The 15,002-nt window shown below is 37.7% G+C and carries 17 protein-coding genes; 9 read left to right on the top strand and 8 right to left on the bottom strand.

Going from position 1 to position 15,002, the window contains the following annotated elements:
• Position 1: 1 nt before the first annotated feature.
• Entirely contained in the window at positions 2 to 1,993 is a 1,992-nt protein-coding gene (locus tag ACTO1Y_RS02600) for an ABC transporter permease (RefSeq protein ID WP_441348243.1), read from the top strand.
• A gap of 37 nt (positions 1,994 to 2,030) precedes the next feature.
• Here ACTO1Y_RS02600 and ACTO1Y_RS02595 read toward each other — a convergent pair whose 3' ends face one another.
• Positions 2,031 to 2,726, bottom strand: a complete 696-nt coding sequence (locus ACTO1Y_RS02595; RefSeq protein WP_441348242.1) for a VIT1/CCC1 transporter family protein — start codon at positions 2,724 to 2,726, stop codon at positions 2,031 to 2,033.
• 191 nt (positions 2,727 to 2,917) lie between these two features.
• Between ACTO1Y_RS02595 and ACTO1Y_RS02590 the strand changes: the two genes are divergently transcribed.
• Complete coding sequence (locus ACTO1Y_RS02590) at positions 2,918 to 4,198, top strand: O-acetylhomoserine aminocarboxypropyltransferase/cysteine synthase family protein (RefSeq protein WP_441348241.1); 1,281 nt, start codon at positions 2,918 to 2,920, stop codon at positions 4,196 to 4,198.
• Between the two features lie 63 nt (positions 4,199 to 4,261).
• Positions 4,262 to 4,942 carry a RadC family protein gene (radC, locus tag ACTO1Y_RS02585; RefSeq protein WP_414290801.1) on the top strand — a complete coding sequence of 227 codons (681 nt, stop codon included), beginning with the start codon at positions 4,262 to 4,264 and terminating at the stop codon, positions 4,940 to 4,942.
• Between the two features lie 23 nt (positions 4,943 to 4,965).
• Here the strand turns inward: radC and ACTO1Y_RS02580 are convergent, their stop codons facing one another.
• The 7 genes from ACTO1Y_RS02580 to ACTO1Y_RS02550 form a co-directional block, all read right to left on the bottom strand.
• Positions 4,966 to 5,655, bottom strand: a complete 690-nt coding sequence (locus tag ACTO1Y_RS02580; RefSeq protein ID WP_441348240.1) for a gamma-glutamyl-gamma-aminobutyrate hydrolase family protein — start codon at positions 5,653 to 5,655, stop codon at positions 4,966 to 4,968.
• Positions 5,656 to 5,670: 15 nt separating this feature from the next.
• Entirely contained in the window at positions 5,671 to 6,312 is a 642-nt protein-coding gene (locus ACTO1Y_RS02575) for a redox-sensing transcriptional repressor Rex (RefSeq protein ID WP_254725911.1), read from the bottom strand.
• Positions 6,313 to 6,398: 86 nt separating this feature from the next.
• Positions 6,399 to 6,608 (bottom strand): DUF4649 family protein, encoded by a 210-nt coding sequence (locus ACTO1Y_RS02570; protein ID WP_006150724.1) that lies wholly within the window; start codon positions 6,606 to 6,608, stop codon positions 6,399 to 6,401.
• Between the two features lie 9 nt (positions 6,609 to 6,617).
• Positions 6,618 to 6,965, bottom strand: a complete 348-nt coding sequence (locus ACTO1Y_RS02565; RefSeq protein WP_441348239.1) for a DUF1831 domain-containing protein — start codon at positions 6,963 to 6,965, stop codon at positions 6,618 to 6,620.
• A 4-nt stretch (positions 6,966 to 6,969) separates the two neighbouring features.
• Positions 6,970 to 8,085, bottom strand: a complete 1,116-nt coding sequence (locus ACTO1Y_RS02560) for a cysteine desulfurase family protein (RefSeq protein ID WP_441348238.1) — start codon at positions 8,083 to 8,085, stop codon at positions 6,970 to 6,972.
• 15 nt (positions 8,086 to 8,100) lie between these two features.
• Entirely contained in the window at positions 8,101 to 9,051 is a 951-nt protein-coding gene (locus tag ACTO1Y_RS02555) for a ribose-phosphate diphosphokinase (protein ID WP_006150727.1), read from the bottom strand.
• Positions 9,052 to 9,174: 123 nt separating this feature from the next.
• The gene (locus ACTO1Y_RS02550) at positions 9,175 to 9,744 is read right to left on the bottom strand and encodes a CYTH domain-containing protein (RefSeq protein ID WP_441348237.1); all 570 of its coding nucleotides are present in this window, start codon (positions 9,742 to 9,744) and stop codon (positions 9,175 to 9,177) included.
• A 133-nt stretch (positions 9,745 to 9,877) separates the two neighbouring features.
• Between ACTO1Y_RS02550 and ACTO1Y_RS02545 the strand changes: the two genes are divergently transcribed.
• The 6 genes from ACTO1Y_RS02545 to ACTO1Y_RS02520 all read left to right on the top strand — a co-directional run bounded on the left by ACTO1Y_RS02545 (position 9,878) and on the right by ACTO1Y_RS02520 (position 14,997).
• Positions 9,878 to 10,549: a GTP pyrophosphokinase gene (locus ACTO1Y_RS02545; RefSeq protein WP_006150695.1), complete on the top strand. Its 672-nt coding sequence runs from the start codon at positions 9,878 to 9,880 to the stop codon at positions 10,547 to 10,549.
• On the top strand, positions 10,533 to 11,351 hold the full coding sequence (locus ACTO1Y_RS02540; protein ID WP_303942013.1) for an NAD kinase: 819 nt from the start codon (positions 10,533 to 10,535) through the stop codon (positions 11,349 to 11,351). The genes ACTO1Y_RS02545 and ACTO1Y_RS02540 overlap by 17 nt, the downstream gene beginning before the upstream one ends.
• Positions 11,348 to 12,238, top strand: a complete 891-nt coding sequence (locus ACTO1Y_RS02535) for an RluA family pseudouridine synthase (RefSeq protein ID WP_441348236.1) — start codon at positions 11,348 to 11,350, stop codon at positions 12,236 to 12,238. The genes ACTO1Y_RS02540 and ACTO1Y_RS02535 overlap by 4 nt, the downstream gene beginning before the upstream one ends.
• An 18-nt stretch (positions 12,239 to 12,256) precedes the next feature.
• Complete coding sequence (gene pta, locus ACTO1Y_RS02530; protein ID WP_006150671.1) at positions 12,257 to 13,231, top strand: phosphate acetyltransferase; 975 nt, start codon at positions 12,257 to 12,259, stop codon at positions 13,229 to 13,231.
• Positions 13,232 to 13,376: 145 nt separating this feature from the next.
• Positions 13,377 to 14,228 (top strand): ribosome biogenesis GTPase YlqF, encoded by an 852-nt coding sequence (gene ylqF / locus ACTO1Y_RS02525; RefSeq protein WP_441348235.1) that lies wholly within the window; start codon positions 13,377 to 13,379, stop codon positions 14,226 to 14,228.
• On the top strand, positions 14,215 to 14,997 hold the full coding sequence (locus tag ACTO1Y_RS02520) for a ribonuclease HII (protein WP_441348234.1): 783 nt from the start codon (positions 14,215 to 14,217) through the stop codon (positions 14,995 to 14,997). Before ylqF ends, ACTO1Y_RS02520 begins: the two co-directional genes overlap by 14 nt.
• Positions 14,998 to 15,002: the final 5 nt, after the last annotated feature.

Genomic DNA, 15,002 nt, shown 5'->3' with positions numbered 1-15,002 from the left:
TATGTTTCGATTAACCAATAAGTTGGCCATATCCAACTTAATCAAAAACCGCAAACTCTATTATCCTTTTGCTCTGTCTGTCATTTTGGCAGTCACTATTAGCTATCTCTTTTATTCCCTAGCCTTTAATCCTAAAATTGGTGATTTGCGTGGTGCATCTGCTATACAATTTACCCTACAACTAGGGCTTGTCGTAGTGACACTTGCATCTGCCATTATCGTTCTTTATGCCAACAGTTTTGTCATGAAAAATCGATCCAAAGAACTGGGTTTGTATGGCATGTTGGGCTTAGAAAAACGTCACTTGATTGGTATGACCTTCAAGGAACTCTTGATTTTTGGGCTAGTAACAGTCACTGCTGGTATTGGGATTGGTGCCCTCTTTGACAATCTCATCTTTGCATTATTGCTTAAACTTGCAAAGATGAAGGTAGAGCTAGTAGCTACTTTCCAATGGTCTGTTGTTTTTTCTATCCTTCTGGTATTTGGGCTTGTATTTTTACTCATTGTCTTCCTAAATGCTATCCGCATTATCCGTATGGATGCCCTCCAACTCTCTCGTGAGAAATCAAAAGGTGAAAAAAAAGGGCGTTTCCTAGTCCTTCAGACACTTGTAGGGCTAATTACTCTAGGCGGTGGCTACTATCTAGCACAAAGCGTAAAAGACCCAATTTCAGCAACCCTTACTTTCTTTATTGCCGTCATGTTGGTAATAGTTGCGACCTATCTTTTATTCAATGCGGGTATTACAGTTTTCTTACAGTTACTCAAGAAAAACAAAAGATATTACTATAAACCCAATAACCTCATCTCTGTATCTAACCTCATCTTTCGTATGAAGAAAAATGCTGTCGGTTTAGCAACCATTGCCATCCTTTCAACCATGGTTTTGGTTACCATGTCAGCAGCAACCAGTATCTACAACGGATCTGAAAATATAAAAAATATTATGTATCCTCACGATTTTGATGTTAAGGGAAATAATATTGAAGTTGAGGATTTAGACAAACTTTTGACTCAGTATGCAAGTGAAAAGAACTTAACGATTAGCAACAAAGACGTTCTTAGATATGCCAGCTTCGGCATTTCCAGTCAAGATGGGACCAAATTAACCACCTTTGAAAAAGGGGAGAATAGTGTTATGCCCAAGACTGTCTTCTTAGTTTTTGACCAAAAAGATTACGAAAAAATGACTGGACAAAAGCTAAATCTTACTGGTAATGAAGTAGGTCTTTGGGCTAAAAATAACCAACTAAAAGGTCAGAAATCATTTAGTCTTAACGGTCAGGAGTATAGTATCAAGCAAGAAATCCAGCAAGATTTTTTAGCTAACCATGTTTCCAATCTCTATATTCTTTTAGTTTCAGATTTTAACTACCTAGTTGTACCAGATCTTCAAAGTTTTTTGGAACAGTACCAGGATTCCGCTGTCTACCCTCAGTTTTATGGTGGTATGGATGTGACTGCAAGTCAAGAGGAACAGTTAAAACTAGCTGATGATTTTGATGCGTATGTGAACAACTTTAGCCATAATCTCAAGAGTGAAGATGCTATGGTTTACGGGGGTAATGGTTCAAGTGATGCAATTGCACAAATGAATGCACTCTATGGAGGTGTCCTCTTTATTGGTATTTTCCTCTCTATAATCTTTATGATAGGTACTGTACTCGTTATTTACTATAAACAAATCTCAGAAGGCTATGAGGATCGTGAACGCTTTGTCATCCTGCAAAAGGTTGGTTTGGATCAAAAACAAATTAAGCAAACCATTAACAAGCAAGTCTTGACTGTCTTTTTCCTCCCTGTAATCTTCGCCTTCCTACATCTAGCCTTTGCCTATCATATGTTGAGTTTGATTCTCAAAGTTATTGGTGGTGTGGATACAGCTATGATGTTAAGCGTAACACTTTCTATTTGTGGAATCTTTGCTTTAGTTTATGTCCTAATATTTATGATTACTTCAAGAAGCTATCGTAAGATTATCCAGCTATAATAAAAAAACCTCGATTTTTTCGAGGTATTTTTATGTTTTAAATGCTAAACAATTGTCCAAATAGATAAGTAACACCCATGGTCAAAAGGCCAATACAAAGGTTCCGAATCATAGCTGTTTTAGTGGGAGCTTTTCCAAGTTTTGCACTGGTATATCCAGTAATCAAAAGGGAAATTGCTACAATAACAACAGTAGCAGGGATTCGATAGTCGCTTGGGAAGATAGTTATTGAAAGCATTGGCGGGAGACTTCCGAGGACAAAGGCAATAAAGCTAGATGCTGCAGCATGCCAAGGATTGGTGAATTCTTCATATTCGATTCCGTACTTTTCCTCGACTAGAGCCTTAAGTGGATTTTTTAGAAAGGCTTTGTTAACTAATAGTTGGGCCGATGTTTCACACTCACCATTTTGAAGATAAGCTGCGTAGAGAGATTTTTTAGCTGCATCGATATCTTTATCCAAAAGAAGTTGTTCGCGGGCTACAGCGGCTTCCTCCGTGTCTTTTTGAGTAGATACGGATACATACTCGCCACCAGCCATAGAAAAGGCGCCAGCAAGAATAGCAGCTAATCCTGAGAGGAAGATAATCCAGATATTAGTTGTAGCACTGGCAACACCGATAACAACCCCAGCAATAGAGATAATTCCATCATTTGCACCCAGTACACCAGCACGCAAGATATTTAAACGACCGGCAAAGTTTGAATCGATTTCATGTGTAATTTCTGACATAGTGTTCTCCTTTCTAAACATTATAAAGTATAGGAGCAGTGAATACAAACTTTTTAAACTATCTGAAAAAAGTTCTACAATTCTAATAATAGCCATAGCTTTTGCTTATGCCAAGATATAACAAAGTTGTATTTGTAACTGAACGAATTAGGTGATAAAATGAACCTAATGAAATCTTTGGAGGTCTAAATATGACTCGTGAATTTAAATTTGAAACCCTACAATTGCATGCAGGACAAGTGGTAGATGCGACTACAAAATCCCGTGCTGTACCAATTTACCAAACAACATCTTTTGTATTTGAAGATACCCAAGAAGGAGCAGATCTTTTTGCCCTTCAAAAGGCTGGTAATATCTATACTCGTATCACTAACCCAACAACATCAGCCTTTGAAGAGCGTATCGCAGCCCTTGAAGGTGGTGTAGGTGCACTTGCAACTGCGTCAGGTATGGCAGCTATTACCTACACAATTTTAGCTCTAGCTCACGCAGGAGACCACGTCGTTGCAGCATCAACTATTTACGGCGGTACCTTTAACCTCTTGAAAGAAACACTTCCTCGTTATGGAATCACCACAACTTTTGTTGATATTGATAATCTAGAAGAAGTAGAAGCAGCAATTAAAGACAATACAAAACTTGTATTGATTGAAACCTTGGGAAATCCTGTTATCAACATTCCTGATATCGAAAAAATCGCTGAAATTGCTCATAAACACCAGATTCCTTTGGTTGCAGACAATACTTTTGCAACACCATATCTTATCAATGTCTTTTCACACGGTGTTGACATTGCAGTTCATTCAGCAACTAAGTTTATCGGTGGTCATGGGACAACTATTGGTGGTGTCATCGTTGATAGCGGTAAATTTGACTGGGCTGCTTCAGGGAAATTCCCTCAATTAGTCGATGAGGACCCAAGCTACCACAATATCAGTTATACCCGTGATGTTGGTGCTGCAGCCTTTATCGTTGCTGCTCGCGTGCAATTGCTTCGCGATATGGGAGCTGCGCTATCACCATTTAACTCATTCTTGCTCTTACAAGGTCTTGAAACTCTTTCTCTTCGTGTTGAACGCCATGTTCAAAATGCTGAGAAAATCGTAGATTTCCTTGTGAACCATCCAAAGGTTGAAAAGGTCAACTATCCGAAACTTCCAGATAGTCCTTACCATACCTTGGCTGAAAAATACCTACCAAAAGGTGTTGGCTCAATCTTTACTTTCCACGTTAAAGGTGGAGAAGCAGAAGCACGTAAAGTGATTGACAACTTGGAAATCTTTTCGAACTTAGCCAATGTAGCAGACGCTAAATCATTGGTCGTTCATCCCGCAACCACAACTCATGCTCAGTTGTCTGACTCAGATTTAGAAGCAGCAGGAGTAACTAAAAATCAAATCCGTCTTTCAATTGGTCTTGAAAATGACGATGATTTGATTGAAGATTTGCGACTAGCTCTTGAAAAAATCTAAAAATAACTAGTTTTTATCGAATTAAGGATCCTTCTCACGAATAATTAAGTGAGGAGGATTTTTATGTATAGTATTTCATTTCAAGAAGATTCGCTTTTACCAAGAGAGAGACTAGTCAGAGAAGGAGTAGAAGCACTCAGCAATCAAGAATTACTAGCAATATTACTAAGGACAGGAACAAAACAGGCCAATGTTTTTGAAATAGCACAGAAGGTCTTAAATCAGCTAACATGTTTAACCGACCTAAAAAGAATGAGCCTACAGGAATTGCAGACTCTATCGGGTATTGGACGTGTTAAGGCTATCGAATTACAAGCTGTTATCGAATTAGGCTACCGTATCCATAAAAGGGAAACAGTGGAAATGGAGAGCATTCTTAGCAGTCGTAAATTAGCTAAAAAGATGCAAGCTGAGCTTGGAGATAAAAAACAAGAGCACCTAGTGGCGCTCTATCTGAATACACAAAATCAAATTATTCATCAGCAGACTATTTTTATTGGGTCAGCTACTAGAAGCATTGCTGAACCGAGAGAAATTCTCCACTATGCCCTAAAGCACATGGCAACGTCTGTGATTCTGGTTCACAATCATCCATCAGGTGCAGTAGTTCCTAGCCCCAATGATGACCATGTTACGAAGCTTGTTAAAGAAGCCTGCGAATTGATGGGATTGGTCTTATTGGACCATCTAATTGTCTCACATTCAGATTATTTTAGTTACCGTGAGAAGACGGATATGATATAAAAAACCTGCATCATATACAGGTTTTACAATTCATTGACAACATAGTCAAAAAGCGTTTTATCTTTGGGGCGATTTTCAAAGAGAAATTCTGGATGCCATTGAACACCGAGATAAGGGAAACCATCCGTAGTTGTCACAGCTTCGATAATACCATCTTTAGGATCATGTGCTACAACCTGAAGATTAGGAGCTAAATCTTTGATGCTCTGATGGTGGAAAGAATTGATATGAGAGATTTCTCCATAAATTTCTCTAAGAACAGTATCTGGTTCGGTAACAAGCCGCTGAGTGGTGTATTCGGCAGAAGTATCTTGCCAATGATCTTCGATATCTTGATGAAGAGACCCGCCCATGGCTACGTTAAAAAGTTGAGTACCACGACAGACAGAAAAAATTGGTTTATTTTGCTTAATTGCTTCTTTAATGAGGGCCAACTCAAAAATATCACGTTGAAGGTGGTAGTCGTCGCTATCAATGGCTTTTGGCTCACCATAGTATTTTGGGTCAACATTTTGCCCACCTGTAAGGATAAGTTTATCAATCAAACTGATGTAATAGCTAGCCATTTCTTCATCACCAATCGGTAGGATAATGGGAATTCCGCCAGCTTCTTTAACACCTTCAACAAAACCTTTTGCTGCATAACTGAGCATGATATCATCATCTGGATGAGCTTTTTCATTTCCTGTAATCCCAATAACTGGTTTATTCATAAATACTTACGCTTTCTAATCCTCTTTACGCATAAAATAGAGGAGAGTTTGAAGTTCACTTGTAAGATCGACATACTGAACAACTACATCTTTAGGAAGATGTAGGTGAACAGGAGAAAAACTGAGAATACCTTTGATGCCAGCATCAACCAACAATTCAGCAACTTCCTGAGATTTAACACTAGGAACAGTTAGAATCGCTGTCTTTATATTGGCATCCTTGATTTTTTCTTTTATTTGCGATATTCCGTAGATTGGAACACCGTCAGGAGTCTGGGTACCAACCTCAGGATGATCATCTAGGTCAAAAGCCATAACGATTTTCATCTTATTACGCTCGTGAAAGCGGTAGTGGAGGAGGGCATGTCCCATATTTCCAATACCAACCAGCATAACGTTGGTAATAGAGTTATCATTTAAAAGATCGGCAAAAAAATTCATGAGCTTCTTGACATCATAGCCAAAGCCACGTCTTCCAAGTTCGCCAAAGTAAGAGAAGTCACGACGAACCGTTGCAGAATCAATTCCAATTGCCTCTGCAATTTGTTTGGAATTAGCTCTTTCAATTTTCTCAGCATTAAATCTTTTAAAAATACGGTAGTAGAGAGAAAGTCTCTTTGCTGTTGCCTTTGGAATAGCAGACTGTTTTTCTTTCACAAAATCACAACCTTTCTAACTACTATTTTATAGAAAGCTTGTGAAAATTGCAACAATAACGAAAAAAAACTAAGAAAAATCTTAGTTTAGGTATTTTCGTGATAGGTTGTTAAAAAACGATAGAGGTTCCCAAGAAGACCTTGATAGATTTCAACTCCATTGTGTGTTAATGAAGTGATAAGAGTCGTATCAGGAAGGGTTACACAACCCGATAGAGAGAGCATAAGAGCTTCATAGTCTTCATATTCTTGCACACGCTCTACTTGATAGGAGTCCTTGTAAGTTAATCGAAACATAATAATCTTCTATCTTTCGCTTTTTGTAAATACGTCACGCTCAACAAGACTATCCATCAAGAAGTAGAATTTCTCTTGGTGGATATGTGTTTCTTCTGATTTGAAAATATCAACTAAACGCAGACCAGATTTATCAGTGATATTAATTTTTGCGCCTGTTAAGTCTTTATTAATGATAATTTTCAGCTGGAAACCTTCTCCACTATTTGGAACCTTTTCAAGTAGACGTGTCAGTTCATAGTTACCAACTTTAGTTTCAAAAAAAGTATTATCTTTAAGAGTAAATTTCTTTACAGTTGGGCTAAGTGTGTAATCGTAACGGCAATTGTTTAGTTTAATTGTTTGTTCGAATGCCATTGAGTTATCCTCCGATGATATTTTTAAGAGTATTAGCGAGAGTTATCATCTCTTGTTCTGTATTTTGAGGTGAAATGCTGACACGAACGGATTCGTGCAAACGAGGTGAATCTTCTCCGTAGAGTGCCTGAAGAACATGACTGACCTGAACAACACCAGCAGTACAAGCAGAACCAGTCGAGATAGAAATCCCTTCAAGGTCTAGACGAAGTAGCAGTAGGTCGTTTCGTTGTCCTGGAAATCCAATGTTGAGGACATAGGGAAGTTGCTCTTTACCTTGGTTTAGATAGTAGTTTGATCCATCCATTTCAGCTAGAAATGTTTCTTGTAGTTTTTGAACTTTTTCGAAATTAGGCTCTATATGTTCAAGATCATCCTTTAGAGCTGCGATCATCCCTATAATTGCAGGAAGGTTTTCTGTTCCTGCTCTTTTTTTCTGTTCTTGATCTCCACCGTGTAGATAAGAATCAAAATCTGTAGAAGCTGCATAGAGGAAACCAACGCCTTTAGGACCATAAAACTTATGAGCAGAAGCACTGAGAAAATCAATCCCCAATTCTTCAGGGAGAATCTCTAATTTACCAACCGCCTGAACTGCATCAACATGATAAACAGCTGGATGATTTTTTAGAACATCACCAATTTCATCAATCGGTAATAGAGTTCCTGTTTCATTGTTTGCAAACATAGTAGATACTAAGATGGTATCTTCACGGAGTGCATTTTTGACTTGGTCTGCAGTGATTTCTTGATTTACAGGTTTCAAAACAGTTACTTCAAACCCGAAATTTTCAACCAAATATTCAATTGGTTCAAGAACTGCGTGATGCTCAATAGCAGTAGTAATGATGTGTTTCCCACGCCCTTGGTGGCGAAGGCAGTAACCAATAATTGCTGTATTATTACTTTCTGTACCACCAGAGGTGAAGAAAACGTGCTGTGGCTTTGTTCCTAGTAAACTCGCTAACTCTTGACGCGCTTCTCGTAATAATTTACCTGCTTGACGTCCATGGCTATGAATACTAGAAGGGTTCCCATATGTTTCTTGCATGACTTGAGTCATTGCTGAGATAGCTACAGGTGACATGGGTGTCGTAGCAGCATTATCCAAATAAATCAAAAACTCACCTAATTTCTATTTAAATTTGAATAGTGGACTAACTGGTTTTCTTTCATGAATACGAACCATGGCATCACCAATTAATTCGCTTGCAGTAATGTATTTTACATTTTTTGGTTTTTTACTTTCTGTTACGACAGAATCTGTAACCAAGATTTCTTTGATATTAGCTGCATCAAGCAATTCTGCAGCGCTGTCAACGAAAAGTCCATGACTTGAAACTGCATAGATTTCAGTTGCACCATCGCGTTCTAGGATTTTAGCAGCTTCAGAGAAAGTACGACCTGTATTTAGAATATCATCAATCAAGATTGCTTTCTTGCCTTCAACCTCACCGATAATATATCCTTGGCTACGTTCAGAATCATCTTGAGCATAGTCGATGATAGCAATCGGTGCATCAAGGTACTCAGCAAGGCTACGAGCACGTTTTACACCTGAATTTTTAGGGCTAACAACAACCACATCTGAACCTGTCAAACCTTTATCACAATAATGTTTTGCAAAAAGAGGAATTGTGTAGAGGTTGTCAACAGGAATATCAAAGAAACCTTGAACCTGAACAGCGTGAAGATCAAGTGTCAATACACGACTAACTCCGGCTTTAACCAACATATTTGCAACAAGTTTAGCTGTAAGGGGTTCGCGAGAAGAAGCGATACGGTCTTGACGAGCATAACCAAAATAAGGCATGACAACATTGATTGTATTTGCACTAGCACGAACACAGGCATCAACAGTGATTAAAAGTTCCATCAAATGATTGCTAACAGGATAAGAAGTAGACTGGATGATATAAACATCATAGCCACGAACACTTTCTTCGATGTTAACTTGGATTTCACCATCTGAAAATTGACGTGATGATAATTTTCCAAGCGGAACACCTGCAGCATCTGCGATTTTTTGAGCAATTTCATGATTTGACGAAAGTGAAAAAAGCTTCATATTCTTTGTATCTGACATTGATAAACCGTCCTCTATAAACTATGTGAATCAGTAAAAGGAAACATTTTATTAGCAACTGTAGTCCATTACAGATTCTATTATTTTTTATCTCTTATATTTTATCAAAAAAAGTTGATTATTTCAGTTATTTTTCATATTTTCTATAAATCGTACTAATTTTGAAGGTGCTTTCTTGTATTCGATATCATTTGCCTGTAAAAACTCCTGAAAATCAAGACTTCCCTGGTCTCCATTTTCGACTTCCAACTCTAGTTCATAATCAACAACATCGAAGTAGCTGCTTTGATCAAGAGCCATGAGTCCGATAGAAGTCTCTTTCTCATAACGAACAGTAGTTAAACAACCTAAGACAACCCAGCCACTTGGTGAAACACCTCGATTTGAAAGTTCTTCTAAAATCATTCCCTGAGGAAGTTTGCATTCCTCTAAACATTTCTTTGCTTCTTCTAGAGTGAGAGCTTGATTATATTCCATATTTCCAACTTTTTGTGGGATTTTTATGGTTAATTCGGCACTATTTTCAGATGTCCGAATACGCATGGCTATCTTATTGCTACGTAGCTTATAGTCACAAGTATCTAAGTAGTAGTTGTTTTGCGTAATAGGAGTAATATCCGAAAAATATTCTTTTAATTTTATATAGTCTTCTTTTTTTAGAAGAGTTTTTAATTCTATTTCTAAATGTTTCATTTTGAGAACCTTTTATTTTGTTTGAAAGCGATTTATGGTATAATAATAACTGTATTTATTGTATATGATTTTTAAATGAAAATCAAAGAGTAAATGAATATTGTAGCTAAAGAGGGGTGAATCTATAAAATCTATGATTACTGAATGGGAAGAATTTTTAGATCCTTACATTCAAGCTGTTGGCGAGTTAAAAATAAAACTACGGGGGATTCGAAAACAGTACCGCAAACAAAATCGACATTCACCAATTGAATTCGTAACAGGGCGTGTGAAACCTATTGAAAGTATCAAAGAAAAAATGGTTCGTCGTGGAATAACCTATGACACGCTTGAACAAGATTTGCAAGATATTGCAGGATTGCGTGTGATGGTTCAATTTGTAGACGATGTGAATGAGGTTGTATCTATCCTTCGTAAAAGACAGGATATGAGAGTTGTTCAAGAACGAGATTATATCACTCATCGTAAGGCGTCAGGTTATCGTTCTTACCATGTAGTTATTGAATATACAGTCGATACCATAAATGGTGCAAAAACCATCTTAGTTGAGATTCAAATTCGTACTTTGGCAATGAACTTTTGGGCGACGATTGAACATTCACTCAACTATAAATATCAAGGAGATTTCCCAGAAGAAATTAAGGAAAGGCTTGAGATTACCGCTAGAATTTCTCATCAGCTAGACGAGGAAATGAGCAAGATTCGAGATGACATTCAAGAAGCACAAGCACTCTTTGATCCTTTGCATCGGAAATTAAATGACGGGGTAGGAAATAGTGACGATACAGATGAAGAATACAGGTAAAAGGGTTGATCTGATCGCCAACCGTAAACCTCAAAGTAGAAAAGTGTTGTACGAACTCAAGGATCGTTTGAAGAAGCATAATTTTATACTTAATGATAAAAATCCTGATATTGTTATCTCCATTGGAGGAGATGGAATGCTTCTATCTGCTTTTCACAAGTATGAAGATCAGTTAGATAAGGTTCGTTTTGTTGGGGTTCATACGGGACATCTTGGTTTCTATACTGATTATAGAGACTTTGAATTAGATCAGCTAGTTACTAATTTACAGTTGGATACAGGAGCTAAGGTTTCGTATCCATTATTAAATGTCAAAATTTATCTAGAAAATGGTGAAGTTAAAATCTTCCGTGCTCTAAACGAAGCTAGTATTCGTAGAGCAGATCGAACTATGGTTGCTGATGTCGTGATAAATCACGTCCCCTTCGAACGCTTTCGAGGTGATGGATTGACTGTATCAACTCCAACAGGAAGTACAGCCTACAATAAATCACTTGGTGGTGCTGTCCTACATCCGACCATAGAAGCATTACAATTAGCGGAAATTGCTAGTCTGAATAATCGAATTTATCGAACACTTGGTTCTTCAATCATTGTTCCTAAGAAAGATAAAATCGAACTAATACCAACTCGAAATGATTATCATACTATCTCTATCGATAATAGTATCTATTCTTTCCGAAATATTGAAAAAATAGAGTACCAAATCGACCACCACAAGATTCATTTCGTTGCCACTCCAAGCCACACCAGTTTTTGGAATCGAGTTAAGGATGCCTTTATTGGTGAGGTGGACGAATGAGGTTTCAATTTATTGCAGACGAACATGTTAAGGTAAAAACCTTTCTAAAGAAACATGAAGTTTCCAAAGGTTTACTTGCCAAGATTAAGTTTCGAGGTGGTGATATTCGGGTGAATGGGCATCCGCAGAACGCTACCTACCTCTTAGATATTGGGGATGAGGTTGTCATTGATATTCCTCCAGAAGAAGGTTTCGAGACACTGGAAGCCATAGATTATCCCTTGGATATTTTGTTTGAAGATGACCACTTTCTAATTCTGAACAAACCATTCGGTGTGGCCTCTATTCCTAGTGTTAATCACTCAAATACTATTGCTAATTTTATTAAAGGTTACTACATAAAACAAGTTTACGAGAATCAGCAAGTGCACATTGTAACTAGATTAGATAGAGACACGTCTGGTTTGATGCTATTTGCCAAACATGGATATGCTCATGCAAGGCTAGATAAACAACTTCAGAAAAAAAGTATTGAAAAACGGTACTTTGCTCTTGTAAAAGGAGCAGGTATTTTAGAACCAGAAGGAAATATCATAGCTCCCATTGCGAGAGACGAAGATTCTATCATCACAAGGCGTGTAGCTAAAGGTGGTAAATATGCTCACACAGAATACAAGGTCATAGCATCCTATGGAGACATACATTTAGTCGATATTCGATTACATACTGGGAGAACACACCAAATTCGTGTTCATTTTTCACATATTGGTTTTCCCTTACTTGGAGATGACCTCTATGGCGGAAGTTTAGAGCATGGCATACAGCGTCAAGCGCTACATTGCCATTTCTTATCTTTTTATCATCCTTTTCTTGAAGAACAGTTGGAAATATCATCTCCGCTGCCAGATGATTTTAAGAATTTAATAACTAAGTTATCAATTAATTAATATTAAAGGAGAAAACTCATGGAAGTTTTTGAAAGTCTAAAAACCAACCTAGTTGGTAAAAATGTACGCATCGTTCTACCCGAAGGGAAAGAACCTCGTATCCTACAAGCTACAAAACGTTTGGTGAAAGAAACAGATGTTATCCCAGTTTTGCTTGGTAAACCTGAAAAAATCAAAATCTACCTTGAAATCGAAGGAATTCATGAGGGGTATGAAGTCATCGACCCAGATCATTACGATAAATTTGACGATATGGTTGCTTCTCTTGTAGAACGTCGTAACGGTAAGATAACAGAAGAAGAAGCTACTAAACTCTTGAGTGAAGACGTTAACTACTTTGGTGTTATGCTAGTTTATATGGGCTTGGTTGACGGTATGGTTTCAGGTGCACTTCACTCAACTGCTGCAACTGTTCGCCCAGCACTTCAAATCATTAAAACTCGTCCAAATGTAACTCGTACTTCAGGTGCTTTCTTAATGACTCGTGGTTCAGAACGTTATCTTTTCGGAGACTGTGCAATCAACATTAATCCTGATGCTGATGCCCTAGCTGAAATTGCTATTAACTCAGCAATCACAGCTAAAATGTTTGGTATCGAGCCAAAAATTGCAATGTTAAGTTACTCAAGTAAAGGTTCTGGTTTCGGTGAAAACGTTGATAAAGTGGTAGCAGCTACTAAACGTGCACACGAATTGCGTCCTGACCTTGAAATTGATGGAGAATTGCAATTTGACGCTGCCTTCCACCCTGAAACAGCAGCTTTGAAAGCTCCAGGAAGTAAAGTGGCTGGACATGCAACTGTCTTCATCTTCCCAAGTATCGAAGCAGGAAATATTGGATACAAGATTGCAGAACGTCTAGGTGGTTTCTCAGCTGTAGGACCTGTTTTACAAGGTTTGAATAAGCCAGTTAATGACCTTTCACGTGGATGTAGCTCAGATGATGTTTATAATCTTACTCTCATCACTGCAGCACAAGCTATTTACCAATAAAATTTCCAAAGCCCCACTTCTTTAAGAGGGGCTTTTCTAGTCTTTTAATTGTCTAACACCCTGCAAAACTAGCTAAATTATGGTAAAATAGATAGTAATCATCTATGATTTATCGATTAAGTTTGTATGAAGAAAAGGAAATAGAATGGCTATTATTCAATGGTTTCCTGGCCATATGTCAAAAGCGAGAAGACAGGTTCAGGAAAATTTAAAATTTGTTGATTTTGTGACAGTTTTAGTTGATGCACGTTTACCCTTGTCTAGTCAAAATCCGATGCTGACTAAAATTATCGGTGACAAACCTAGACTATTGATTTTAAACAAGGCAGATCTTGCAGACCCAGTATTGACAAAAGAATGGCGTCAGTACTTCGAATCCCAAGGAATTCAAACACTTGCAATCAATTCTAAAGAGCAAATTACAGTTAAAGTCGTAACAGACGCTGCTAAGAAACTCATGGCAGATAAAATTGCTCGTCAAAAAGAACGTGGTATTCAAATCGAGACCTTGCGTACCATGATTATCGGGATTCCAAACGCTGGTAAATCAACCCTGATGAACCGTTTGGCTGGTAAGAAAATTGCTGTAGTTGGTAACAAACCAGGTGTGACAAAGGGCCAACAATGGCTCAAAACAAATAAAGATTTGGAAATCTTGGACACTCCAGGGATTCTCTGGCCAAAATTTGAAGATGAAACCGTTGCTTTAAAGTTGGCTTTAACTGGAGCTATCAAGGACCAGTTGCTTCCAATGGATGAAGTGACGATTTTTGGTCTTAATTACTTTAAAACACATTACCCTGAAAAGCTACAGGAACGTTTTAAACAAATGAATCTGGAAGATGAAGCTCCTGAAATCATCATGGATATGACTCGTATTCTTGGTTTCCGTGATGATTATGATCGTTTTTACAACCTCTTCGTCAAAGAAGTTCGTGACGGAAAATTAGGCAATTATACATTAGATACATTGGAAGACCTCAATGGCAACGATTAAAGAAATAAAAGAAGAATTAGCAAAGATAACAAATCTTGAAAGTCCCTTGTTTAAGAAATTTGAAAAAGATTCTCGCTCAGGTGTTCAAAAGGAAATCGAAAAGCGTAAGAAAGCCATTCAAGCTGAAATTGATGAAAATCTCCGCTTAGAAGCAATGTTATCTTATGAAAAAGAGCTTTATGCTCAAGGTATTAGCTTAATTGCGGGTGTAGATGAAGTTGGTCGTGGACCTTTAGCTGGTCCTGTTGTTGCTGCAGCAGTCATTATTCCTAAAAATTGTAAGATTAAAGGTTTAAATGACAGTAAAAAAATCCCTAAGAAAAAACACGAGGAGATTTTTCAGGCCGTTAAGAACAATGCACTAGCAATTGGTATTGGCATTATGGACAATCAAGTCATTGATCAGGTCAATATCTATGAAGCAACTAAACTAGCTATGAAAGAAGCTATCTCTCAGCTTGACCCTCAACCAGAACACCTTTTGATTGATGCAATGAAGTTGGATTTGCCGATTTCTCAGACATCCATCATCAAAGGAGATGCGAATTCTCTATCCATTGCAGCAGCATCCATCATTGCTAAGGTTTCCAGAGATAAGATTATGGCTAACTATGACCAGGAATTCCCAGGTTATGATTTTTCTCAAAATGCTGGTTATGGAACGGCTAAACATTTAGAAGGTTTAGAAAAGCACGGTGTTACACCCATTCATCGCACAAGCTTTGAACCGATTAAAACGATCGTTTCAGAAGCTGAAAAAGATAATTAAAGGAG

This window comes from Streptococcus sp. V728, from assembly GCF_052077995.1.
Taxonomy (GTDB): Bacteria; Bacillota; Bacilli; order Lactobacillales; family Streptococcaceae; genus Streptococcus; species Streptococcus infantis_B.
Note: the sequence above shows the minus strand (reverse complement) of the source record. Positions and strands in the feature narration are given on the sequence as shown.

Excerpts from the sequence above, each read along its gene's own strand:
- ACTO1Y_RS02600 (WP_441348243.1), top strand. The coding sequence starts at position 2 with ATGTTTCGATTAACCAATAAGTTGGCCATATCCAACTTAATCAAAAAC.
- ACTO1Y_RS02595 (WP_441348242.1), bottom strand. The coding sequence starts at position 2,726 with ATGTCAGAAATTACACATGAAATCGATTCAAACTTTGCCGGTCGTTTA.
- ACTO1Y_RS02590 (WP_441348241.1), top strand. The coding sequence starts at position 2,918 with ATGACTCGTGAATTTAAATTTGAAACCCTACAATTGCATGCAGGACAA.
- radC (WP_414290801.1), top strand. The coding sequence starts at position 4,262 with ATGTATAGTATTTCATTTCAAGAAGATTCGCTTTTACCAAGAGAGAGA.
- ACTO1Y_RS02580 (WP_441348240.1), bottom strand. The coding sequence starts at position 5,655 with ATGAATAAACCAGTTATTGGGATTACAGGAAATGAAAAAGCTCATCCA.
- ACTO1Y_RS02570 (WP_006150724.1), bottom strand. The coding sequence starts at position 6,608 with ATGTTTCGATTAACTTACAAGGACTCCTATCAAGTAGAGCGTGTGCAA.
- ACTO1Y_RS02565 (WP_441348239.1), bottom strand. The coding sequence starts at position 6,965 with ATGGCATTCGAACAAACAATTAAACTAAACAATTGCCGTTACGATTAC.
- ACTO1Y_RS02555 (WP_006150727.1), bottom strand. The coding sequence starts at position 9,051 with ATGTCAGATACAAAGAATATGAAGCTTTTTTCACTTTCGTCAAATCAT.
- ACTO1Y_RS02550 (WP_441348237.1), bottom strand. The coding sequence starts at position 9,744 with ATGAAACATTTAGAAATAGAATTAAAAACTCTTCTAAAAAAAGAAGAC.
- ACTO1Y_RS02545 (WP_006150695.1), top strand. The coding sequence starts at position 9,878 with ATGATTACTGAATGGGAAGAATTTTTAGATCCTTACATTCAAGCTGTT.
- ACTO1Y_RS02540 (WP_303942013.1), top strand. The coding sequence starts at position 10,533 with ATGAAGAATACAGGTAAAAGGGTTGATCTGATCGCCAACCGTAAACCT.
- ACTO1Y_RS02535 (WP_441348236.1), top strand. The coding sequence starts at position 11,348 with ATGAGGTTTCAATTTATTGCAGACGAACATGTTAAGGTAAAAACCTTT.
- pta (WP_006150671.1), top strand. The coding sequence starts at position 12,257 with ATGGAAGTTTTTGAAAGTCTAAAAACCAACCTAGTTGGTAAAAATGTA.
- ylqF (WP_441348235.1), top strand. The coding sequence starts at position 13,377 with ATGGCTATTATTCAATGGTTTCCTGGCCATATGTCAAAAGCGAGAAGA.
- ACTO1Y_RS02520 (WP_441348234.1), top strand. The coding sequence starts at position 14,215 with ATGGCAACGATTAAAGAAATAAAAGAAGAATTAGCAAAGATAACAAAT.